The organism is Amycolatopsis sp. PS_44_ISF1, assembly GCF_032335455.1.
Classification (GTDB): domain Bacteria; phylum Actinomycetota; class Actinomycetes; order Mycobacteriales; family Pseudonocardiaceae; genus Amycolatopsis.
Genome location: NZ_JANUXO010000001.1, coordinates 2,562,594 through 2,584,358 on the forward strand (window position 1 = coordinate 2,562,594; position 21,765 = coordinate 2,584,358).

A 21,765-nucleotide genomic window follows, 5' to 3' on the forward strand; every position below is an offset into this window, starting at 1 on the left:
TCCGGAGAACGCTGCTGGCCCGGGTCGCCCGGGTGCCTTCGTCGGCGAGGTGACCGCTTGAGCGATCCGGCCGCGGTCTCAGGAGCCCAGCAGTTCCGGCAGCCGGTGCCGGGGCACGTCGACCAGGCGCAGGTCGGCCAGGCCGGGCGGGACGTCGAGGGAGACGTTGGCCAGGCGGGCGTGGGCTCGGGAGAGGATTTCGTCCGGGTGGTCGGCCAGGTCGGCGACCACCACGGCGTGGCGGTTGTCCGGGGTGCTGCGCAGGAAGCGCAGCCGGTACTTCGGGCCGATCAGTCCGGACAGCGCCGCCTGCGAAACCGCGTCGGCCAGGTCCGGGTGGTTGTTCGGGACCAGCAGGGCCAGGCGGCGGGCGTTGGTGCCGAGCAGGGTGCGCAGCAGCCACGGGCCGGGGTCGGCGGACAGGTCCATGGCCACCGCGTCGCCCTCCGGGCCCGAGGTCGACCAGCCGACCGGGCGGGTCTCCAGGGCCAGGCCGCCGGCCGCGGCGATCTCGTGCAGGGCCGACAGCAGCGCGGGTTTGGTCCCGGCCGATTCCACCGACTGCGGGCCGTGGGTGTAGATCGCCGGATTTCCCTTGCCCGCCCGGGATTTCTTGGCTTTCGCGGTCGGCTGGCAGACGTAGAGGTCGGCCGCGCTGCCGATGGCCTGAGCGCCGAAGTAGCGGTTGAAGTCCGGCAGGATGGCCTCGAACGTCAGCCCGAGCAGGGACAGCGAGCGCTGCACCTGCGCGCCCAGCGCCGGGTGCCGCGGGCTGTACCCGTAGGCGAGCAGGATCCGGCCCTCGCTCGGCTCGCGCAGCGCCTGCACCGCCCGCGCGGCGAACAGGCCCATGCCGTCGGGGGTGTACGGCGGATCGCTGAACACCAGGTCGGCCCGGCCGGCCAGGGCGGGCGGCAGGCCCACGCGCAGGTCGGTGTGCGCGGTGGCGATGGTCCCGGCGCCGGTTTCGTCCAGATAGGACAGAACCCGCTCGTCGAGGTCCACGACGGACAGCTCCGCCTCGGGGCACAGCGCGCGGACGGCGAGCGAGGTCAGGTCGTGGTCGCCGAGGAACAGCAGGCGCGCGTGGCGCAGGTCGTACCGCTCGTCGAGCCACAGCGCCCGGCGCAGGACCGTCTCCGGGGTCGCCTGCACGTGGTCGAGCGCGGCCAGCGGCGGGGGCACGGCGGCGATCCGCGCGGTCAGCTCCGCGAGCAGCTCACCGTGCGCGGCCACGGCGTCGTCGAGCGGGTCGGGCCGGCGTGGCAGCACGTAGTCCGCGTACGCCGCCAGCGCGGACGGCGCGATCCGGACACCGGCACTGGAACGCTCCAAATCGGCCTCCATCGCCGCCAGCACGTCCTCCACGCTGCGCCGGGGCGCGGCCGCCAGCCGCACCAGCTCGGCCAGCTCGTGCGGACCGGCGCGCAGCAGGTCGATCACCTCATACAGCGGGCGGACGCCGACTCCGTGGGCGGCGAGGACGTCGTCGAGAGCGCTCACGGCCGCGAGCCTAACCGGCCACAGTCCGGGACAGACTGCCAAGGCCGCTCGATTGGGCTAACGTCGATCCCGGATCTGACGTGGGGAGAAGTCTGTGACAATCGAATTCCGGGACGTGACCAAGCGGTATCCGGATGGCACGGTGGCCGTCGACGGCCTCTCCCTGACCGTCGAGGACGGCACCATCACGGTGTTCGTCGGCCCGTCCGGCTGCGGCAAGACCACGTCGCTGCGCATGATCAACCGCATGGTGGAGCCGACCTCCGGGGCCGTGCTGCTCGACGGCAAGGACGTCGCCGACGGTGATCCGGCGCTGCTGCGCCGCGGCATCGGCTACGTCATCCAGCACGCCGGCCTCTTCCCCCACCGGACGGTGCTGGACAACATCGCCACCGTGCCGCTGCTGTCCGGCTGGGACAAGCGCAAGGCCCGGACCCGCGCGGGCGAGCTGCTGGAGACCGTCGGCCTGCCCGCCGAGCTGGGCCGGCGGTACCCGGCGCAGCTCTCCGGCGGCCAGCAGCAGCGGGTCGGCGTCGCCCGGGCGCTCGCGGCGGACTCGCCGGTGCTGCTGATGGACGAGCCGTTCTCCGCGGTCGACCCGATCGTCCGGGAGGACCTGCAGGACGAGCTGCTGCGGTTGCAGTCGCAGCTGGGCAAGACGATCGTGTTCGTCACCCACGACATCGACGAGGCCGTGCGGCTCGGCGACAAGGTGGCGGTGATGCGCGTCGGCGGCGAGCTCGCCCAGTACGGCAGCCCGTCGGAGGTGCTGCGGCACCCGGTGGACGACTTCGTCGCCTCGTTCGTCGGCAAGGACCGGGGCTACCGGGGGCTGTCCTTCCTCTCCGCCAACGGGGTCGAGGTCACCGAGATCGAGCTGGTCGAACTGGGCGGCCGGATCACCGGTCCGAGCACCGGCTGGCAGCTCGTGGTGAACGCCGGGAAGCAGCCGCGGGGCTGGCTGCCTCCAGGCTCCACTGTGGACGGTGCGCTGACCGAGGACGACCTGGTCGCCGGCGGCTCACTGTACGTGCGGGGCACGCCCATCCGCGGCGCGCTGGACGCCGCGCTCTCCTCCCCGGCCAGCCTCGGCGTGGTCGTCGACGAGGAGCACCGCGTGGTCGGCACGGTGGTGGCCCGGCAGGTGCTCGAAGTGATCGAGGCCACCCCGAAGGCGTCCTGATGGACTTCTTCGGCGAACTGGGCCGGTACCTGGGCAGCGCCAACAACCGCGGCGAGATCCTCGGGGACCTCGGCGAGCACGTCTACCTGGCGCTGGTCCCGCTGGTGATCGGCATCGTGGCCGCCGTTCTGCTCGGCTGGGCCGGGCACCGCTGGCGGCCGGTGCGCAGTGTGCTGCTGGTGGTGTCGAACCTGCTGTACACCATTCCGTCGCTGGCGCTGTTCGTGGTGATCCCGGGCATCATCGGCTCGAAGATCCTGGACAGCGTCAACGTCATCGTCGCGCTGACCGTGTACACCACGGCCCTGCTGGTGCGCCCGGTGCTCGACGCGCTCGACGCCGTGCCGCCGCACATCATCGCCGCGGCCACGGCCATCGGCTACCGCGCCCCGCGCCGGTTCCTCGGCGTGGAGCTGCCGCTTTCGGTGCCGGTGCTGGCCGCCGGGGTCCGGGTGGCCGCGGTGAGCAACATCAGCCTGGTCAGCGTCGGCGCGCTGATCGGCACCGGCGGCCTCGGCGTGCTGTTCACCGACGGCTTCCAGCGCACCTACTTCTCGCCGATCGTCGCCGGCATCGTGCTCACGCTGCTGCTGGCGCTGGTCGTCGACCTCCTGCTGGTCGGCCTGCGCAACCTGCTCACGCCCTGGGAACGGGCGGGCAAAGCGCCTGCTGTGGAGGTGACGGCCGGATGATCGGCGACGTCTTCGGCTGGTTCACCACCGCCGCGAACTGGCAGGGCCCGGACGGCATCGGCGCCCAACTGCTGGCCCACCTCGGCTACGTGCTGCTGGCGCTGGTGATCGCGCTGGTCATCGCCCTGCCGCTGGGCCTGTACGTGGGCCACACCGGGCGCGGCTCGGTCATCCTGGTCGGCGGGAGCAACGCGGTCCGCGCGCTGCCGACGCTGGGCCTGGTGACCTTCCTGTTCCTGCTGTTCACCGACAGCAAGCTGGCGGCGGTGATCGGGCTGGTGGTGCTGGCGATCCCGCCGGTGCTCGCCGGTACCTACGCCGGGCTCCTGGCGGCCGAGCACGACGTGGTCGACGCCGCCGAGGGCATCGGCATGACCGGCTGGCAGCGGTTGTGGCAGGTCGAGCTGCCGATCGCGCTGCCGCTGGTGCTGGGCGGGATCCGCAACGCCGTGATGCAGCTCATCGCGACAGCCGCCGTCGCCGCGTACGTCGGGCTCGGCGGTCTCGGCCGGTTCCTGCTCGACGGGCTGGCGATCCTCGACTACACCGAAGTGGTGGCAGGCGCGATCCTCACCGCGCTGCTGGCCATCGTGTTGGACCTGGTGCTCGCCGCGGTGCAGCACGCGCTGGTCCCGAAGGGGGTCCGGCTCGCCGCCCAGGCGACGTCCGGCCGGGCCGCCGCAGCCGGAGGTGTGGCGTGAAGCGTCGTCTGGTCGTGCTCACGGCGGTCGTCGCCCTGGTGGCGACGGGCTGCGGCAACCCGCTGGCCGGCGGGGGCGAGGGCGGCAACAACGGCGCCATCATCATCGGCGCGTCCGACGTCGGGGAAAGCCTGCTGCTCGCCCAGATCTACGCGGGCGCGCTGCGCAACGCGGGCGCGGAGAACGTCACCGTGCGCCCGCCGGTCGGCAGCCGCGAGGTCGTGGTCAAGGCGCTGCAGGACAAATCGCTCTCGGTGGTGCCGGACTACAGCGGGAACCTGCTGCGGTACTTCGACAAGGACACGCAGGCCACGACCTCGCAGGACGTCTACGCCCAGCTCAAGCGGAAGCTGCCCGCCGGGTTCGAGGTGCTGGACCAGGCCCCGGCCGAGGACAAGGACCTGCTCGTGGTCGGCCGGGACCTGGCCGATTCCGGCATCAGGACCTTCTCCGAGCTGGGCCCGCGCTGCGGCGAACTGGTGATGGGCGGACCGGGCCAGTGGCCCAGCCGGTGGAAGGACCGGATCAAGCAGCTCTACGGGTGCACGTTCAAGGAGATCCGCACGACCGACACCGGCGGCCCGGTCACGGTGGCCGCGCTGAAGTCGGGGGAGGTGCAGGTGGCGGATCTGTTCAGCACCTCGTCCACGATCAAGTCCAACGGCTTCGTCCCGCTCGAGGACGACAAGCACATGTTCCCGGCGCAGAACATCGTGCCGATGGTGGCGAAGGGGACGCTGGCCCCGGACGAGGTGGCGGCGCTCAACCGCGTCTCGGCCGCGCTGACCACGGACGAGCTGATCGAGCTGAACGTCCAGTTCACCGACCAGAAGCGCAATCCGCTCGACATCGCGGACGACTTCCTGGCCCGCAACCACCTGAAAGCGGCCACGCCGGGCTGAAGTTCAGGCGCTCAGGTAGCGGGTCCGCAGACCGGCGAGGATCACCTGCAGCCCGTCCTCGAACCCCTCGTCGGTGCGGACTTCGAACAACTGGCCGGCCGCCTGCGCGGTGAGCGGAAATCGTTGGGCGTCAACGGCTTCCCCCAATTCGTCGGCGTGGTACGGGTTGTGGTCGACGTACGCGGCGCCGGTGCGCGCCTGCTCTTCGATGGTGAAGCCGACCGCGTAGTGGTAGAGCACCGGGAAGCCGCGCGCCGCGTCGCGAACTGAGAATCCGGCGTCGACCATCGTGCCCAGGGTCAGTTCGAGCGAGCGGGGCAGCTCGGATTCGGCGATGTAGGTGCCGGCGAACACGCGAGCGCCGTCCCGGTAGCTCAGCATCGTCCGGCGGGTGGCCCGGATGCGCCCGGCGACCCAGTCCGCCCAGTCCTCGCCCGCCCGCGGCGCCTCCAGCCCGTCGTTGAGCTCGGCGAACATCAGTGCGGCCATCGCGTCGAGCAGTTGCTGCTTGTTCTTCAGGTGCCAGTACAGCGCCGCGGCCTGGACGCCGAGCTCCTTGGCCAGCAGGCGCATGGTCAGCCCGTCGAGGCCCACGTCGTTGAGCAGGCCGAGCGCGGTCCTGGCGATCACTTCACCGTTCAGCTTCACCTTGACAGCTTAACATCGTTAGAGGCAACCTTAACATCGTTCATTGAACAACGTTAAGGAGAGTCGCCATGGAAACCACGAGCGTGCTGATCGCCGGCGGCGGGCCGACCGGGCTGATGCTGGCCTGCGAGCTGCGCCTGGCCGGGATCGACGTGCTGGTCGTCGACCGGCTGGCGGCGCGCGGCCGCGAATCGCGCGCCGGGGGTATGCACCCGCGCACCCTGGAACTGCTCGACCAGCGCGGGATGCTCGCGCCCTTCCAAGCCTTGGGCACCCCGATCCAGGGCGGGCACTTCGCCGGCATCCCGGTGGACTTCAGCCGGTTCGACACCCGGTTCCCGTACACGCTGATGCTGCTCCAGTCGAAGGTCGAGCGGCTGCTCGAAGCGCGGCTGGCCGAACTGGGCGGGCAGGTGCGGTGGTCGTCCGAGATCACCCGCTTCGACTCCGGCGAAGGCGGCATCACCGTGGAGCTCGACGGCTCGCGGAAGATCCGCGCCGACTACCTGGTCGGCTGCGACGGTGGCCGCGGCGCGGTGCGCAAGCTCGCCGGCATCGGCTTCGACGGGACCGAGGCGACGATGTCCTCCCTGCTCGGCGACGTCGAGCTGGCCGAGCCACCGGCCGAGCCGTTCCACCAGAAGCGCGCCGAGCTGGGCCACTTCTCGGTGCTGGAGTTCGAGCCCGGCTGGTACCGGGTGATCGTCTCGGAGTACGGCCGGGTGCTCGACCGGCACGCGGAGGTCGACGTCGAGGAGCTGCGCGCGACCCTGATCCGGGTCGCCGGTACCGACTTCGGCCTGCACCGCCCGCGCTGGATCTCGCACTTCGGCAACGCCGCCCGGCTCGCCGAACGGTACCGGGCCGGCCGGGTCCTGCTCGCCGGGGACGCCGCGCACATCCACGCCCCGGCCGGTGGGCAGGGCATGAACACCGGCATCCAGGACGCGGTCAACCTCGGCTGGAAGCTCGCGCTGGTCGTCTCCGGACGCGCCCCGCAGAGCCTGCTCGACAGCTACGAGGCCGAACGCCGCCCGGTCGCCGACCGCGTGCTGCGCAACACCCGCGCGCAGACGCTGCTCTCCGGCTCCGGCCCGCACATCGAGGCGGTGCGCGAGACCGTCGCCGCGCTGATCGCGACCGAGGCCGGCAACGACACCATCGGGACCATGGTCTCGGCCCTCGACCTGCGTTACCCGGCCGGTGAAGGCCACCCGCTGCTCGGCCGGCGCGTCCCGGACCTCGACCTCAAGACCGCCGACGGTCCGGTGCGCCTGTACGAGCTGCTGCACCGCGGCCGTCCGGTCCTGCTCGACTTCGGCGCCGGGGCGGGGCGGCCCGAGGGCTGGGCCGACCGGGTCGACCACGTCGAAGCCGTTCGCGCGGTCGACCGCTGGGCCGTGCCCGGGGTCGGCGAGATCCCGGTCGCCGCAGCGCTGCTGGTCCGGCCCGACGGTTGCGTCGTGTGGCTGCCGGAGGCCGGCGTAGCGCTGCGCACCGCGTTGACCACCTGGTTCGGCCCGGCTCAGAGCCGGTCGAACGCCGGGGAGTAGCGGAACGGGCCGCGGACCGAAGGGTGGTGGGCAGTGAGCGTTCGGGCCTGGAAGTGCGGCGCCCAGTCCGGCACCGGCGGGGTGATGCCGAGCGTGGACGCCAGGACGAAACCGAAGCGGGAGTAGTAGTCCGGGGCGCCGAGCAGCACCACGGCGGCGAAGCCCAGTGCGTCGGCCGCGGCCAGGGTCGCGTGGACCAGGGCCGAGCCGACGCCGCCGCGCTGGAACTCCGGTAGCACCCCCAACGGGCCGAAGCCCACGGTGGACGCCTGGTCTTCGCCGAGCCGGCCGGGGCTGCAGCACGCGTGGCCGACCACCACACCGTCGCGCTCGGCGACCAGCGACAGGGCCGGGATCAGGTCGGCGTCGGCGCGCAGTTCGTCGACCAGCCGGGCTTCCGCGACCTCGCCGCCGCCCGCCGGATCGTGGAACGCGGCGGAGTGCACCGCGTGGATTGCTTCGGCATCGGTGTCGGTGGCCCGGCGAAGGATCATGGTCCGGAGTCTGCCGGACACCGGGCCGAGAGCGAAACCGGTTTCCCGCGGGTGGGTGTTCCCTATGGATCGACAGCCGGGAAAGCGGAAGGCCACCACGGGAAATCCCGCGGTGGCCTTCCGAGGTTCACCCGGTGCTCAGTCGAACGCCTTGGAGATCAGGGCCTTCTGCTCGACCTCGTGCACCTTCGACGAACCGGCCGAGGGCGCGGCCATCGGACGGCGCGAGACGACCTGCAGGCCCGCGAGCGCCTCCGGGAACTTCCGGGGCAGGTTCAGCCCGAAGAACGGCCACGCCCCCTGGTTCTCCGGCTCCTCCTGGACCCAGGCGACCTGCGACGCGTTGGTGTAGCGCTCCAGCGCGGCGAGCAGCTTCCGCTTGGGCAGCGGGTAGTACTGCTCGATCCGGACGATGGCGACGTCGTCGGCCTCGCGCTTGGTGCGCTCGGCGACCAGCTCCCAGTACAGCTTGCCCGAGGTCAGCAGCACCTTGCGGACCTTGTCCGGGTCCTGGGTGGTGTCGTCGATGACGGACATGAAGCGGCTCTGCCCGGTGAAGTCCTCCACCGAAGAGGTCGCGGCCTTGTTGCGCAGCATCGACTTCGGCGTGAACACGACCAGCGGGCGCTGGATGCCGTCGAGGGCGTGCCGGCGCAGCAGGTGGAAGTAGTTCGCCGGGGTGGACGGCACCGAGACCGTCATCGAGCCCTCCGCGCACAGCGAGAGGAACCGCTCGATGCGGCCCGAGGTGTGGTCCGGCCCCTGGCCTTCCTGGCCGTGCGGCAGCAGCAGCACGACATCCGAGCGCTGGCCCCACTTCGCCTCGCCGGACGAGATGTACTCGTCGATCACGGTCTGCGCACCGTTGACGAAGTCACCGAACTGCGCTTCCCACATGACCAGTGCCTCGGCGTTCGCCACCGAGTAGCCGTACTCGAAGCCGACGGCCGCGTACTCCGACAAGGCCGAGTCGTAGATCATCACGCGGCCCTGGTCCTCGGCCAGGTGCTGCAGCGGCGAGTACTCCTGGCCGGTTTTGCGGTCGATGTACACCGAGTGCCGCTGGGTGAACGTGCCGCGGCGCGAGTCCTGGCCGGACAGCCGCACCAGGCGGCCCTCCAGCGCCAGCGAGCCGAACGCGAGCAGCTCGCCGAAGGCCCAGTCCGCGTCGCCCTCGCGCGACATCTTGTGGCGCCGCTCCATCACCGGCTTGACCCGCGGGTGCGGGGTGAAACCCTCGGGGGTGTAGAGGAAGGCATCGCCGATCTTCTCCACGACCTCCTGGGAGACCGCGGTGGTGACCTTGGCGGGCACCTGCTGCTCCTCCTCGACCGAGGGGCTGGCCTTCGCCGGGTGCTTCTCCAGCTCGCGCACCTCGTTGAAGACGTGCTCGAGCTGGCTGGAGAAGTCGCGCAGCGCGGCCTCGGCCTCGTCGACGGAGATGTCGCCGCGCCCGATCAGCGACTCGGTGTAGGTCTTGCGCACCGAGCGCTTGGTGTCGATGATGTCGTACATCGCCGGCTGCGTCATCGACGGGTCGTCGCCCTCGTTGTGGCCGCGGCGGCGGTAGCAGATCAGGTCGATCACCACGTCCTTGTGGAACGCCTGGCGGTACTCCACCGCCAGCTTGGCCACCCAGTGGGCGGCCTCGGGGTCGTCGCCGTTGACGTGGAAGATCGGCGAGCCGATCATCTTCGCGACGTCGGTGGCGTACTGCGAGGAGCGGGAGTGCTCGGGCGCGGTGGTGAACCCGACCTGGTTGTTGACGATCACGTGCACGGTGCCGCCGGTGCGGTAGCCGCGCAGCAGCGCCAGGTTCAGCGTCTCCGCGACCACGCCCTGGCCCGCGAAGGCGGCGTCGCCGTGCATCAGCACCGGCAGGACCGAGTAGCCCCCGGTGACGCTGTCGCCCTTGTCGAGCAGGTCCTGCTTCGCGCGGACGATGCCCTCGAGCACCGGGTCGACGGTCTCCAGGTGCGACGGGTTCGCGGTCAGCGACACCTTGGTCTCACCGTCGCCGAACATGCGGAAGTACTTGCCCTCGGCGCCGAGGTGGTACTTCACGTCGCCGGAACCGTGCGCCTGGCCCGGGTCGAGGTTGCCCTCGAACTCCTGGAAGATCTGCGAGATCGGCTTGCCGACGATGTTGGCCAGCACGTTCAGCCGGCCGCGGTGCGGCATGCCGATGACCACCTCGTCGAGCTCGTGCTCGGCCGCCTTGTCCAGCAGCGTGTCGAGCAGCGGGATCGCCGTCTCGCCGCCTTCGAGCGAGAACCGCTTCTGGCCGACGTACTTGGTCTGCAGGAAGGTCTCGAACGCCTCGGCGGCGTTGAGCTTCGAGAGCACGTACTTCTGCACGGCGGGGTCCGGCTTCTCGTGCGGGACCTCCACGCGCTCCTGGATCCAGCGCCGCTCCTCGGGGTCGAGGATGTGCGTGTACTCGATGCCGACGGTGCGGCAGTAGGAGTTGCGCAGCACGCCGAGGATGTCTCGCAGCTTCATCCGCTCCTGGCCGGAGAAGCCGCCGACCGGGAACTCGCGCTCCAGGTCCCACAGGGTGAGGCCGTGGCTGAGCACGTCGAGGTCGGCGTGGCTGCGCTGGCGGTAGTTCAGCGGGTCGGTGTCGGCCATCAGGTGGCCGCGCATGCGGAAGGCGTCGATCAGCTCGATCACGCGCGCGGTCTTGTCGACCGGGCCGTCCGGGATGTCGGCGACCCAGCGGATCGGCTCGTAGGGCAGGCGCAGGGAGGTGAAGACGTCGTCGTAGAAGCCGTCCTCGCCGAGCAGCAGCTGGTGGATGCGCTTGAGGAACTCGCCCGACTCCGCACCCTGGATGATGCGGTGGTCGTAGGTCGAGGTCAGCGTCATGATCTTGCTGATGCCCAGGTCGACCAGGGTCTTTTCGCTGGTGCCCTCGAACGCCGCCGGGTACTGCATGGCGCCGACGCCGATGATCGCGCCCTGGCCCGCCTGCAGCCGCGGCACCGAGTGGTTGGTGCCGATGCCGCCGGGGTTGGTCAGCGAGATCGTGGTGCCGGCGAAGTCGTCGGCGGTCAGCTTGTTGTTGCGGGCCTTCTTGACGATGTCCTCGTAGGCCTGCCAGAACTGCAGGAACGTCATGTTCTCGGTGCCCTTCACCGAGGCCACGACGAGCGTGCGGGCGTTGTCCTTGCCCTTCATGTCGATGGCGAGCCCGAAGTTCACGTGCTCCGGCGTGATCGCGAACGGCTTGCCGTCGATCAGCTGGTAGTGCCGGTTCATGTTCGGGTAGTCCTTCAGCGCCCGCACCATGGCGTAGCCGATGAGGTGCGTGAAGGAGATCTTGCCGCCGCGGGTGCGCTTGAGGTGGTTGTTGATGACGATGCGGTTGTCCGCCATCAGCTTCGCCGGTACGGCGCGCACGCTGGTCGCGGTGGGCACGGACAGCGACGCGTCCATGTTCTTCGCGATCGCGGCCGCGGCGCCGCGCAACTGCTTGGACTCCGGCTCCTCCTTCGCGGCCGGCGCCGGGGCAGCGTCCTTCGCGGCGGGCTTGGCGGCCGGCTTCGCGGCGGCCGGCGTGCTCTTCGCCGCGGCGGGGGCCTTGGCCGGTGCGGGCGCCTTGGCCGGGGTGGAGGTCTGCTGCGCGGCTGAAGCCGCGTTCTGGACCGCCTTGGCCGAAGGCGCGGTGACGTGGCCGTTCCCGCTGGTCGCGGGCTGCGCCTCGGCACTCTGCCGGGCCGTGTCGGCCTTCGCCTGGGCCGTCTGCGTCGGCTTGAAATCCGCGAAGAAGTCGTGCCAGGCGGCATCGACTGAGGATGGGTCCGCGAGGAACTGGTCGTACATTTCCTCGACCAGCCACTCATTGGGGCCGAACTGTGACGCAGGACTGCTGCTGGACACGGCTTGGGCTCGCCTCTATCCGTCTCGATCTTGTCTGTGCTAATGCGCCTACCAGGCTAACCCCCTCCGTGACGGACGTGTGATGGAACTGCCCTGTGTGAGGCGTGGCGCACTAAGGGATCGATCACTGACTCGATCAAGATCGATGTTCGGGGACGGCTTCTGGTACGGGTCGGCACCGGGTTTTCGGGCACCGTTGCGGCCGGGTTCGCCGGGTTGCCGACGCGCGTTCACCGCCTTGAGCTGCACTGATCCGTTCGGGCGCGGCTGCGTGGTCCCGCGTGGTGCTGCGTGGTGCTGTGGTGCAGAGCAGGGGGTGCGGCGCGATGTGGCTGGTGGAGTGTCCGTCGTTCTGGGACCAGGGGCTGATCCGCCCCCTGGTCGTGGCGGGCGGCCGGGTCGTTCTGCGGTGCGATTCGTGTGCCGCCGTGTGGCACACCCCGGCGGACATCGAGGCGTTCGAACACGTCGAGCCGGGCGAGCCGGACTGGTCGATCGGCGCCGGCGCCCACGTCCGCCCCGGCACGTTCCGCTGGGCCGGACCCGCGGACGTCTCCTCGGCCGGCTGGGGCGCACTGGCTTGGCGGGAGCTGCCCTGATCACCCGGGCCGTCGCGGAGAGGTCAGCCCAGCGACCAGAGCTTGGCGTAGTGCCCGTCCGCGGTCAGGAGCTCCTCGTGGGTGCCCTGTTCGATGATGCGGCCGTGGTCGAGGACCACGATGCGGTCGGCCCGGGCCGCGGTGGCCAGGCGGTGGGCGACGACGAAGGTGGTGCGGCGGCGGGCCAGGTGCTCGGTCGCGCGCAGGACCGCGGCTTCCGTCGACGGGTCCAGGGCGGCGGTGGCCTCGTCCAGGAGCAGGACGTCCGGGTCGACCAGCTCGGCCCGGGCCAGTGCGACCAGCTGCCGCTGACCGGCCGACAGGGAGCGGCCTCGTTCGCCCACGGGTTGCCGGAAGCCGGCCGGCAGGGCGGCCACCCCGTCGAGGGCGCCGACCGAGCGAACCGCCGACTCGACCTCCGCGTCGGTGGCTTCGGGGCGGCCGTAACGGACGTTGTCGGCGACCGTGCCGGAGAACAGGTGCGCCTCCTGCGGCACCACCCCCATCCGCGACCGCAGGCTGGGCAGGTCGTATTCGCGGACGTCGGTGCCGTCGATCCGCACCACGCCGCCGGTCACGTCGTAGTAGCGCGCGACCAGCTTCACCGCCGTGGACTTGCCCGCGCCGGTCTCGCCGACCAGCGCGACGGTCTCGCCCGCGGCCACGTCCAGCGAGAAGTGCTCCAGGGCGGGCCGCTCGGCACCGGCGTAGGAGAAGCCGACGTCCTTGAAGCCCACCTCGCCGGTCAGCCGCTCCGGCAGCCCGACCGGGTGCTCGGCCGGCGGCACCGACGTCGGCGTGCGCAGCAGGTCGCCGATCCGGCTCAGCCCGACCCGCGCCTGCTGGTAGCCGTCGAAGACCGAGGAGAGCTGCTGGATGGGGGAGAAGAACTGCTGCAGGTACAGCAGGAACCCCAGCAGCACCCCGGCCTCCAGCGTCCCGGCCGCCACCCGGTGCGCGCCCGCCACCAGCACGGTGGTGGTGGCCAGGTCCGACAGCAGCGAGACCAGCGGGAAGTACGTGGCGATGTAGCGCTGCGCCCGCAGCCGCGAGCGCCGGTAGGCCTCGCTGCGCGCGGCGAACGCCTCGGCCGAACGCGCCTCGCGCGTGTAAGCCTGGGCGACCCGCATACCGCTCACGTTCTCCTGCAGATCGGCGTTGACCACGCTGATCTTCTCGCGCGCCTCGCTGTACGCGCGCGAAGCGACCCGCCGGAACACCAGCGTCGCGACGAGCAGCACCGGCAGCATCGCCAACGCGTACAGGGCCAGCGAAACGTCCGTGACCAGCAGCGCGACCGTGATGCCGACCAGCGTCAGCGCGCTCACCACGGCGGTGGCCAATCCGGTCTGCAGGAAGGTGGACAGCGCATCGACGTCCGTGGTCATCCGCGTCATGATCTTCCCGGACAGCTCGCGCTCGTAGTAGTCGAGCCCGAGCCGCTGCAGGTGGGCGTAGCTGCGGACGCGCAGCGAGTACAGCACCGTCTCCCCGACGCGCGCGGTGAGCCGCGTCTGGCCGCGCACCACCACCCAGTCGGCCGCGACCACAACGACGCCGATCGCCGACATCAGCCACACCACGCTCTGAACCCCTGGCAGCACCCCGTGGTCGACCCCGCGCTGGTACAACGCGGGCAGCGCCAGTGAAGCCAGCGCGTCGGCCGCCACCAGCGCGATCACCGCGGCCAGCGGCCAGCGCACCGGCCGCAGCAGCCGGCCGAGCCGGAACCCGGGGTCGGCCGCGGTGACGTCCACATCGGACAGTCTCGGCCGGTCCGTGGCGGGTGGCAGCCGGCGCACGCCCGCCAGCAGCTCCGGCGTCGGCGGCACGTCCGGCCCGTCGCCGGCGAACCCGGAGCCGCCGCCGGACGGCCCGCCGCGCTGCCGGGCCGCCGCGGCGAGCTCGTCGACCTCGTCCTGGTTCTCGTCCCGCGGCCACAGCGCCGGCGTGATCCCGGTTTCGTCGCGGCCGAGGTTCCGGTGGCGCCGCGGCTGCTCGGCGTCGTCCTCCGGCCCGGACACCAGCTCCCGGAACAGCGGGCAGCGCGCCTGCAGCTCCACCTCCGTGCCGACGTCGACCACCCGGCCCCGGTCGAGCACCGCGATCCGGTCGGCCAGTTGCAGCGTGGAGCGGCGGTGCGCCACCAGCAGGGTGGTGCGCGTGGCCGTGATCGAGCGCAGGGTGTGGTGGATGGCGGCCTCGGTGACGGTGTCGATCGCCGAGGTCGCGTCGTCCAGGATCAGCACCCGCGGGTCGGTCATCAGCGCCCGGGCCAGGCCGAGGCGCTGGCGCTGGCCGCCGGACAGGGTGAGGCCGCGCTCGCCGACCTCGGTCTGGTAGCCGTTGGGCAGCGCGCGGATGAACCCGTCGGCCTCCGCCGCGCGCGCCGCGGCGAAGACCTCTTCGTCGCTTGCGTCCGGGCGCCCGTAGGCGATGTTGTCGCGCACCGACGAGGAGAACAGGAACGCCTCTTCGAAGACCACGCCGATCGACTGCCGCAGCTCCTTCAACGCCACGTCGCGCACGTCGACGCCGCCGATCCGGACCGCGCCCGAATGCGTGTCGTAGAACCGGGGCAGCAGCAGCGAAACCGTGGACTTGCCGGAGCCCGCCGTGCCCACCAGCGCGAGGGTCTCGCCCGGCCGCGCGGTGAGCGAAAGGCCGTCCAGCACCGGCTCGTGGCGCGTGTAGCCGAACCGGACGTCTTCCAGCTCGACGCCGAGCGCGCCCTCGGGCACCGGGCGCGGGTCCGGCCGCTCGGTGACGTCCGGCTGCGCGTCGATCAGCTCGTACACCCGCTCGGCCCCCGCCCGGGTCAGCTGCGCCTGGACCACCAGCCCGGAGAGCATCCGCGCCGGCCCGATCAGCGCGGCGAGGTAGGTGGCGAAGGCGAGGAAGGTGCCGAGGCTGATCTCACCCCGCAACGCCAGCAGACCGCCGACCGCGAGCACCGCGACCTGCCCGGCCGCGGGCAGGGCCGAGGTGGTGGCCGTGGGCAGCGCGGACAGCCGGGCCGCGCGCAGCCGCTCGGCGAACAGCCGGCTCGCCGTGCGCTCGAGCCGCGAGACCTCGCGCGCCTCCTGGCCGAACCCCTTCACCACCCGCACGCCGGTGACGGTCTCCTCCACCCGCTGCGCCACATCGGCCGCGCGCTGCTGCGCCGACCAGGTCGCCGGGAAGAGCCGCTTGCGGCTCAGCGCCACCACGATGCCGACCGCCGGCGCGACCACCAGCGCGATCAGCGTCAGCAGCGGCGACATCCACAGCATCGCGCCGAGGGCGAGCACCGCGAAGATCACCGAACCCGCCGACAGCGGTACCTGCATCAGCAGCCCGGTGACCAGTTGCAGGTCGGAGATCGCGCGGGAGACCACCTGGCCGGTGCGCAACGCGTCCTGCTTGCCGCCGTCGAGCCGCGCCAGCGCGCGGAACACCCGGTTGCGCAGATCGTGCTGCACGTCCAGGGCAAGGCGGCCGCCGATGTACCGGCGCAGGAAGGCCGAGCCGAACGCGATCACCTGCAGCGCCACCAGCGCCACCGCGATCCCGGCGATCCGGCCGGTCTGGCCCGCGACCGCGTCGTCCACCGCCGAGCGCACGAGCAGCGGGCTGGCCGCCTGGACGCCGACGCTGAGGATCGCCGCCGTCATGGCCAGCACGACCACGCCGCGGTGCTCCCAGCAGGCGGCGGACAACCGGCGCACCCAGCCTTCGGGCCGGGGCGGGGTGGTCTCAGCAGTCGGACGGTCTTGACGCGGGCGCGTCGGCGTGGTGGTCACATAGCAAACCTAGGGAGGGGGACCGACAATTTATTCCCGGCGGCCGCTCGGGGGCGGTGCGACGTCGGTGCCCGGTCCGGCCGAAGGCGGCGAACACCACGGTCCGGCCGGAGAGGAGTGCGCAGAGGGGTGACTGCCGGGACCACCGGGAAACGCTTCCCGGAGCGCCGGGGCGGCTCGCCGGCCGCCGGGGCGACCCCGCTGGCATCGAGGCCGGGTTCCCGGCGGCATCGGACGCGACGTTCGTCACTCCGGGATCCCGGCCGACCCGGCAGTAGAGGGTCCTGACGACGCCTTTAACGATTCCGAGGGGCCCGACGCACCGCATCCGGACCTGCTCCGAGGGGAGGCAGGGGCCCTACTTGACCACCCCGGAGAGCGGAGTCGGGAGTTATTACCTAAACTCGTCAGTGGCGGCCCGCTCCCAGTGACCCCCAGGCTGGTTGAGCGGGTCGCCCCTTCGTGCCTCCCCCCGTTCGCTGTCTCCCCCTGTTCGCGTCGACGCGCTCCCCTCGGGAGAAGGGGCGAGTGCCGGCCCCGGGGCCCCTGCAGTGCGGTCGGTGACTGCTCCGGCTCCGGTGAGTGGCCTCGGTGCCGGCGGGTTGCACTGTTGTGTCTGATGTGGACAGAGGGGCCGGGCACCTGAAGCGGGCTTCAGGTGCTTTCAGCTCTGGTTCAGGGTCTGCGGGCGGCGGATCAATACAGTGCGCGGCATGGGCCTCGAAGTGCGTCGGAGCTGGTGGCAGCCGTTGAGCCACGAGGAGTACCGGGCGTCTTCGTGGTTCCCGGGGCTGGCGGGGGTGCGGGCGCTGGCGGCGTTGTCGGTGGTGTTCTTCCACTACGGGGGACCGGTCACCGAACGGCTGCAGGGGTGGATCGCGGTTCAGCTGTTCTTCGTGCTGTCGGGGTTCCTGATCACGACGCTGTCGCTGCGGGAGGAGGACCGCGCGGGGCGGATCTCGCTGCGGAACTTCTTCCTCCGGCGGTTCTTCCGGATCATGCCGGTGTACTTCCTGCTGCTCGCGCTGACCACGGTGGGGGTGGCGGTCGCGGGGGTGTACCGGAGCAGCCGCCTCGCCGACGCGATGCCGTACTACCTGACGTTCTCCAACGAGCTGGTCGACTACAACACGCCGTACCCGACGTCGTGGTCGCTGGGCGTGGAGGAGAAGTTCTACCTGGTGTGGCCGGTGCTGCTGGTGCTGACCTCGTTCGCGAAGAGCGGGAAGGCGGCGCTGCGGCTGCTGATCGGGTTCGGCGCGGTGGCCGCGGTGCTGGTGTTCACGCTGCCGCTGGCACCATCGGCGCACTGGGCGAGCCTCACCGCGCACTACTGCTCACTGGTCATCGGGTGCCTGCTCGGGCTGGCGATGCACCACCCGCGCGGCTTCGCGCTGGTGCGGGAGCTGACCCGGCCGGTGGTGGCGCTGGTGGTCGCCGCGGGCTTCTGCGTGCTGCAGCTCTCCATCGGGCCGCTGCGCGACCGGCTGGGCGAGCAGTGGCAGTTCGTCATCCCCAGCTACGCGGCCGGGTCGGCGCTGCTGCTGGTCGCGGTGGTCTCGGCCGGACCGGTCCGGCGGTTGCTGGCCAGCCGGCCGCTGACCTTCGTCGGGGATCGGTCGTACGCGCTGTACCTGAGCCAGACCGCTGCGGCGGGAGTGACCGGGTTGCTGCTGCCTTCCGGCCTGCTCAAGGCCATCGCCACTTCGGCCGTCGCGCTGTTCTTCGCCTGCCTGCTGCGTCGCTGGGTCGAGCGGCCGGCGATCTCGTTCGGCCGCAAGCTGGTGGCCCGACGCGGACAGGCCCCGGGCGCCCCCCCGCGGCCCGGGCCCGGCCGGGTGGGTCGCCGTTGCGGCGACCGGGGCCTGTCCGGGTGGGCTGAAGCACGTCAGGCGAGGACGGTCTCCAGCGAAGCGTGCGGGAGCGAGTGCGCGAGGGCGACCGGCTCGTTGGTCAGCAGGCCGTTGTGGGTGTTGAGGCCCTTCGCGAGGCTCGCGTCGGCGGCCAGTGCCGCCTTCCAGCCGTGGTCGGCGAGCTGGACGGCGTACGGGAGGGTGACGTTGGTCAGCCCGTAGGTCGAGGTCCGCGGCACCGCGCCCGGCATGTTCGCTACGCAGTAGAACACCGATTCGTGCACCTGGTAGGTCGGCTCGTCGTGGGTGGTCGGGCGGGAGTCGGCGAAGCAACCGCCCTGGTCGATCGCGATGTCGACCAGCACGCTGCCGGGCTTCATCCGGCTGACGAGCTCGTTCGACACCAGCTTCGGCGCCTTCGCGCCCGGCACCAGCACCGCGCCGATGACCAAGTCGGCCGCCAGCACCGACTCCTCGACCGAAAGCCGGTTCGAGGTGACCGTGCGGATCCGGCCGCCGAAGTCGTTGTCGATCTGGCGGAGGCGGTCGACGTTGGTGTCCAGGATCTCGACGTCCGAGCCCAGGCCCAGCGCCACCCGCGCGGCGTTCAGGCCGGCCACGCCGCCGCCGATCACCACGACCCGAGCCGGGTGCACGCCGGGGATGCCGCCGGGCAGCACGCCGCGGCCACCGCTGGGCTTCATCAGGGAGAACGCGCCGACCTGCGGGGCCAGCCGGCCCGCGACCTCGGACATCGGGGCGAGCAGCGGCAGCGCGCGGTTGGGCGTCTGCACCGTCTCGTAGGCGATCGCGGTGGTGCCGGCGGCCAGCAGCGCGTCGGTCAGCGGGCGGTCGGCGGCGATGTGCAGGTAGGTGAACAGCACCTGGTCGCGCCGCAGCCGCGAGTACTCCTCGGCGATCGGCTCCTTGACCTTCAGCACCAGCTCGCCCTCGGACCAGGTGTCCTCGGCGGTGCCGAGGATCTTCGCGCCGGCCGTGACGTACTCCTCGTCGCTGATCGAGGAGCCCACGCCCGCGCCGGTCTCGACGAAGACGTCGTGACCCCGCCCGACCAGCTCGTGCACCCCGGCCGGGGTCAGCGCGACCCGGTACTCGTGCCTCTTGATCTCACGGGGAACGGCGATGCGCACGGCGGCCTCCTGGCGGCGGTTCGGTTCGAGGTGCTGCCACTCACGGTGATGCACCCAGACGGCGGTGTCATCGTGCCTTCGCGACAGTCTTGGGGCGGTTTCGTGGTTCGGGCAGCACAATCGGCTGCGGTGGCGGGAACGCGGTTCGACCGCGGTGAGCCGAAGATCGACGTCCGCCGCTGACCTCGGTTCGGCCGGATCCCTTGACCTGGAGCGCGGTCGAGGTTGTTGGCTGTTGCCGGTCGGTCGGGGGACGGGTCCCGGCGGGGAAGGGCGTTCATGCGGGCGGTGTGGTTGACCGAGTTCGGCGGCCCTGGCGTGCTGGTCGCGGGGGAGGCGCCGGACCCGGTGGCGGGGCCGGGACAGGTGCTGGTGGAGGTGGCCTTCTCGAACGTGACGTTCGTGGAGACCCAGTTCCGGGCGTCCGGCTCCGGACCGTTCGTCCCGGTGCTGCCGATGATCCCCGGGAACGGCGTCGGCGGGGTGATCAGCCGCGTGGGCGAGGGGGCCGGGCTCGGGCTGGTGGGCAAGCGGGTGGTGACCTCGACCGGCGGGTCCGGCGGTTACGCGCAGCGGGTGGCGGTCGACGCGTCGCTGGTGTTCCCGGTGCCGGACGCGCTCGGCCTGGACGTCGCGGTCGCGCTGCTCGCCGACGGCCGGACGGCGACCGGGCTGGTGCACGCGGTGTCCGTCGCGCCGGGTGAGCGGGTGCTGGTCGAAGCGGCGGCCGGCGGGGTCGGCAGCCTGCTGGTGCAGCTGGCCAGGAGCGCGGGCGCCGAGGTGGTCGCCGCGGCGGGCGGGGCGCGGAAGGTCGCCCGGGCCCGCGAACTCGGCGCGGACCTCGCGGTGGACTACACCGAGCCGGGCTGGACCGAGAAGGCCGGCGAGGTCGACGTGGTCTTCGACGGCGTCGGCGGCGCGATCGGTACTGCGGCGTTCTCGTTGCTGCGCCCGGGCGGCCGGATGGCGAGGTACGGCCGGTCGAGCGGCACCTGGGCCGAAGTGCCCGAAGCGGACGCCCGTGCCCGTGACATCACCCTGATCGGCTCGCTCGGCGACGCGGCCGCTCTGCGTGGCTTCACGGAGTCGGCTCTCGCCTCGGCCGCCGCGGGCGGGCTCACCCCGGTGATCGGCCAGCGCTTCCCGCTTTCGGCCGCCGCCGAGGCCCATGCGGCGATCGAGGCGCGGGAGACGTTCGGCAAGACCCTTCTGGTGCCATGACCGGAGTGAAAGACTTCAGCTACCGGGTGTGAAAGCCTTGTCGTGCCGAGCTTGTTGGGCAATGAGGCGTCGGATTTCCGCGTACGCCGGCTTGGGCGTGTAGTCCTCGCGAAGCAGCCCGAAGCCGGTTCGCCAGTTGCCATCGGTGCGGCCGTCGCGGAGGCCGAAGAACTCGTAGACACTCACCTCGCCGGTGTCGAGGATGGCGCGCGCGACCGTCGACAGCACGCGGGCCTGCTTGTCCTCGTCCCGGTCTTCACCGGTGGGCCAGCCGGTTTCGGTGACGTGGATGGGGGTCTTCTCGGGTACGCCCAGTTCGGCGGTGACCGAGCGCAGGCGGTCGACGAGGAACCGCGCGCCCGCGCCCAGCCGGTCTTCGGGGATGGGGTGGAAGACGTCCGGGAACAGGTCGAGGCCGAGGTAGTCGAGTCGGCCGGCGTTGTCCGGGCCGATCGCGGTGAGCAGTTGCGCCCAGAAGCCGGGATCGGCCGGACCGGCCGCGTTCACGCCGACGTGGACCTGCGCCCCGTGCCGGGTTCGCTCGTCGAGCGCCGCCGCCACTCCCGCGGCCAGCGCTTCGAGGCAGCCGGGACTGCCGCCGTCCTGCGGGGCCGGCGCATTCGGCTCCTCACCCACCTGGACCTTCCCCCCGCCCCAGGCCGCCACGTCGCGGACCGACCGGCGGACGAACCCGGCGAACCCGGCCGGGTCCGGGACGGCGCTCTGGTAGCAAGCCACCAAGTCGATCAGCCGTCCTGGACCGGCGTACCGGCCCGGGTCGGCCGGGGTGCGGCGGGCCCCCGGGTGTGGCGTTACTCCGGGTCCGAAGTGCCGGTAGCAGCGGAGGTAGAACGACTCCGCGTCCCCTTGAAGGGTCCGCAGGGCGTCCTCCATTCGCCGTGGATCCTCAGGGTGGCACTCCATCGGGGTCAGGTCCACCAGATCACCTTGGACGACTCCTGGCCAGATGCCGAAGATCATCTTTTCTCCTTCATAGCCGTATACGGCTACTCTAACCGTATACGGCTATGGAGCGGTAGAATCATTCCGTGCCCACCGACGCGCTCGCCAATCCGCTCGTGTTGCCGATCCTCGGCCTCCTGGTCGAACGGCCCCGACACGCCTACTCGGTCTTCGACGAGCTCCGCACCCGGTATGCCTTCCTGCGGGTGCGGAACGCCACCGTCTACACCCTCGTGAACACGCTGGAAGACACCGGCTGGATCGCCCCGGCGGCGGCCGGTGGCGATCGTCAGGAGTACGCGCTGACCGAAGCCGGCGCGCAGGCCCTCGCCGATCGCGTGGACCACGACGTCCGCGCCACGGACCTGGCCAATCCGGCCGCGTTCATGACCGCCCTCGCCTACCTGGGAATCCTGGCCCCGGACCAGGCCGAGGCGGCCCTGGCGGCGCGTTGCGAGCGGATCCGCGAGGAAGTGGACTACCTGGACCTGGCCCTCGGCCGCGCCGGGGTCTCCGAGCTGCACATGATCGAGGCGCACTACTACCGCGACCGGCTCCGGCAGGACGGGCAATGGCTGGAGAACACCATCCTCAGGATCCGGTCCGGCGCCCTGGCCTGGCCCGGGAACCGCTGAGCG

General features: G+C 71.6%; 15 protein-coding genes and 1 pseudogene. 9 read left to right on the forward strand and 7 right to left on the reverse strand.

The window, feature by feature from the left end:
• Positions 1–78: 78 nt before the first annotated feature.
• Positions 79–1,503: a bis-aminopropyl spermidine synthase family protein gene (locus NYF13_RS11725; RefSeq protein WP_315656270.1), complete on the reverse strand. Its 1,425-nt coding sequence runs from the start codon at positions 1,501–1,503 to the stop codon at positions 79–81.
• Positions 1,504–1,597: 94 nt separating this feature from the next.
• On the opposite strand from NYF13_RS11725, the gene NYF13_RS11730 reads away from it, so the two are divergent.
• Genes NYF13_RS11730 through NYF13_RS11745 form a run of 4 tightly spaced genes read left to right on the forward strand, consistent with a single transcriptional unit; the run spans position 1,598 to position 4,981 of the window.
• Positions 1,598–2,686 carry an ATP-binding cassette domain-containing protein gene (locus NYF13_RS11730; RefSeq protein ID WP_315656271.1) on the forward strand — a complete coding sequence of 363 codons (1,089 nt, stop codon included), beginning with the start codon at positions 1,598–1,600 and terminating at the stop codon, positions 2,684–2,686.
• A complete protein-coding gene (locus tag NYF13_RS11735; RefSeq protein ID WP_315657313.1) occupies positions 2,683–3,378 on the forward strand; it encodes an ABC transporter permease in 696 nt (231 codons plus the stop codon). The genes NYF13_RS11730 and NYF13_RS11735 overlap by 4 nt, the downstream gene beginning before the upstream one ends.
• Positions 3,375–4,079: an ABC transporter permease gene (locus NYF13_RS11740; protein WP_315656273.1), complete on the forward strand. Its 705-nt coding sequence runs from the start codon at positions 3,375–3,377 to the stop codon at positions 4,077–4,079. Before NYF13_RS11735 ends, NYF13_RS11740 begins: the two co-directional genes overlap by 4 nt.
• Complete coding sequence (locus tag NYF13_RS11745; protein WP_396286990.1) at positions 4,076–4,981, forward strand: ABC transporter substrate-binding protein; 906 nt, start codon at positions 4,076–4,078, stop codon at positions 4,979–4,981. The genes NYF13_RS11740 and NYF13_RS11745 overlap by 4 nt, the downstream gene beginning before the upstream one ends.
• 3 nt (positions 4,982–4,984) lie before the next feature.
• Here the strand turns inward: NYF13_RS11745 and NYF13_RS11750 are convergent, their stop codons facing one another.
• On the reverse strand, positions 4,985–5,629 hold the full coding sequence (locus tag NYF13_RS11750) for a TetR/AcrR family transcriptional regulator C-terminal domain-containing protein (RefSeq protein WP_315656274.1): 645 nt from the start codon (positions 5,627–5,629) through the stop codon (positions 4,985–4,987).
• 68 nt (positions 5,630–5,697) lie between these two features.
• Between NYF13_RS11750 and NYF13_RS11755 the strand changes: the two genes are divergently transcribed.
• A complete protein-coding gene (locus NYF13_RS11755; protein ID WP_315656275.1) occupies positions 5,698–7,182 on the forward strand; it encodes an FAD-dependent monooxygenase in 1,485 nt (494 codons plus the stop codon).
• Here the strand turns inward: NYF13_RS11755 and NYF13_RS11760 are convergent.
• Both NYF13_RS11760 and NYF13_RS11765 read right to left on the reverse strand, forming a co-directional pair.
• Positions 7,155–7,676: an N-acetyltransferase gene (locus tag NYF13_RS11760; RefSeq protein WP_315656276.1), complete on the reverse strand. Its 522-nt coding sequence runs from the start codon at positions 7,674–7,676 to the stop codon at positions 7,155–7,157. The genes NYF13_RS11755 and NYF13_RS11760 overlap by 28 nt on opposite strands.
• Before the next feature lie 138 nt (positions 7,677–7,814).
• On the reverse strand, positions 7,815–11,558 hold the full coding sequence (locus NYF13_RS11765; protein ID WP_315656277.1) for a multifunctional oxoglutarate decarboxylase/oxoglutarate dehydrogenase thiamine pyrophosphate-binding subunit/dihydrolipoyllysine-residue succinyltransferase subunit: 3,744 nt from the start codon (positions 11,556–11,558) through the stop codon (positions 7,815–7,817).
• A gap of 302 nt (positions 11,559–11,860) precedes the next feature.
• Between NYF13_RS11765 and NYF13_RS11770 the strand changes: the two genes are divergently transcribed.
• Positions 11,861–12,157, forward strand: a complete 297-nt coding sequence (locus NYF13_RS11770; protein WP_315656278.1) for a hypothetical protein — start codon at positions 11,861–11,863, stop codon at positions 12,155–12,157.
• 23 nt (positions 12,158–12,180) lie between these two features.
• Here NYF13_RS11770 and NYF13_RS11775 read toward each other — a convergent pair whose 3' ends face one another.
• Positions 12,181–15,939, reverse strand: a complete 3,759-nt coding sequence (locus tag NYF13_RS11775; protein WP_315656279.1) for an ABC transporter ATP-binding protein — start codon at positions 15,937–15,939, stop codon at positions 12,181–12,183.
• Positions 15,940–16,652: 713 nt separating this feature from the next.
• Between NYF13_RS11775 and NYF13_RS11780 the strand changes: the two are divergent.
• A pseudogene (locus NYF13_RS11780) lies at positions 16,653–17,669 on the forward strand (acyltransferase family protein); the annotation flags it as partial.
• Positions 17,670–17,827: 158 nt separating this feature from the next.
• On the opposite strand, the gene ald reads toward NYF13_RS11780, so the two are convergent.
• Positions 17,828–18,943, reverse strand: coding sequence for an alanine dehydrogenase (gene ald / locus NYF13_RS11785; protein WP_315657316.1), 1,116 nt, complete (start codon positions 18,941–18,943; stop codon positions 17,828–17,830).
• 279 nt (positions 18,944–19,222) lie between these two features.
• Here ald and NYF13_RS11790 point away from each other — a divergent pair, with 279 nt between their 5' ends.
• Complete coding sequence (locus NYF13_RS11790) at positions 19,223–20,164, forward strand: zinc-binding dehydrogenase (RefSeq protein ID WP_315656280.1); 942 nt, start codon at positions 19,223–19,225, stop codon at positions 20,162–20,164.
• A gap of 15 nt (positions 20,165–20,179) precedes the next feature.
• Here NYF13_RS11790 and NYF13_RS11795 read toward each other — a convergent pair whose 3' ends face one another.
• On the reverse strand, positions 20,180–21,145 hold the full coding sequence (locus tag NYF13_RS11795) for a hypothetical protein (RefSeq protein ID WP_315656282.1): 966 nt from the start codon (positions 21,143–21,145) through the stop codon (positions 20,180–20,182).
• A gap of 68 nt (positions 21,146–21,213) precedes the next feature.
• Here NYF13_RS11795 and NYF13_RS11800 point away from each other — a divergent pair, with 68 nt between their 5' ends.
• Complete coding sequence (locus NYF13_RS11800; protein ID WP_315656283.1) at positions 21,214–21,762, forward strand: PadR family transcriptional regulator; 549 nt, start codon at positions 21,214–21,216, stop codon at positions 21,760–21,762.
• The last annotated feature ends 3 nt before the right edge of the window (positions 21,763–21,765 follow it).

What these genes read in the sequence shown, in the direction of transcription:
- NYF13_RS11740 (WP_315656273.1), top strand. Translation starts at nt 3,375, where the DNA reads ATGATCGGCGACGTCTTCGGCTGGTTCACCACCGCCGCGAACTGGCAG.
- NYF13_RS11755 (WP_315656275.1), top strand. Translation starts at nt 5,698, where the DNA reads ATGGAAACCACGAGCGTGCTGATCGCCGGCGGCGGGCCGACCGGGCTG.
- NYF13_RS11760 (WP_315656276.1), bottom strand. Translation starts at nt 7,676, where the DNA reads ATGATCCTTCGCCGGGCCACCGACACCGATGCCGAAGCAATCCACGCG.
- NYF13_RS11790 (WP_315656280.1), top strand. Translation starts at nt 19,223, where the DNA reads ATGCGGGCGGTGTGGTTGACCGAGTTCGGCGGCCCTGGCGTGCTGGTC.
- NYF13_RS11795 (WP_315656282.1), bottom strand. Translation starts at nt 21,145, where the DNA reads ATGATCTTCGGCATCTGGCCAGGAGTCGTCCAAGGTGATCTGGTGGAC.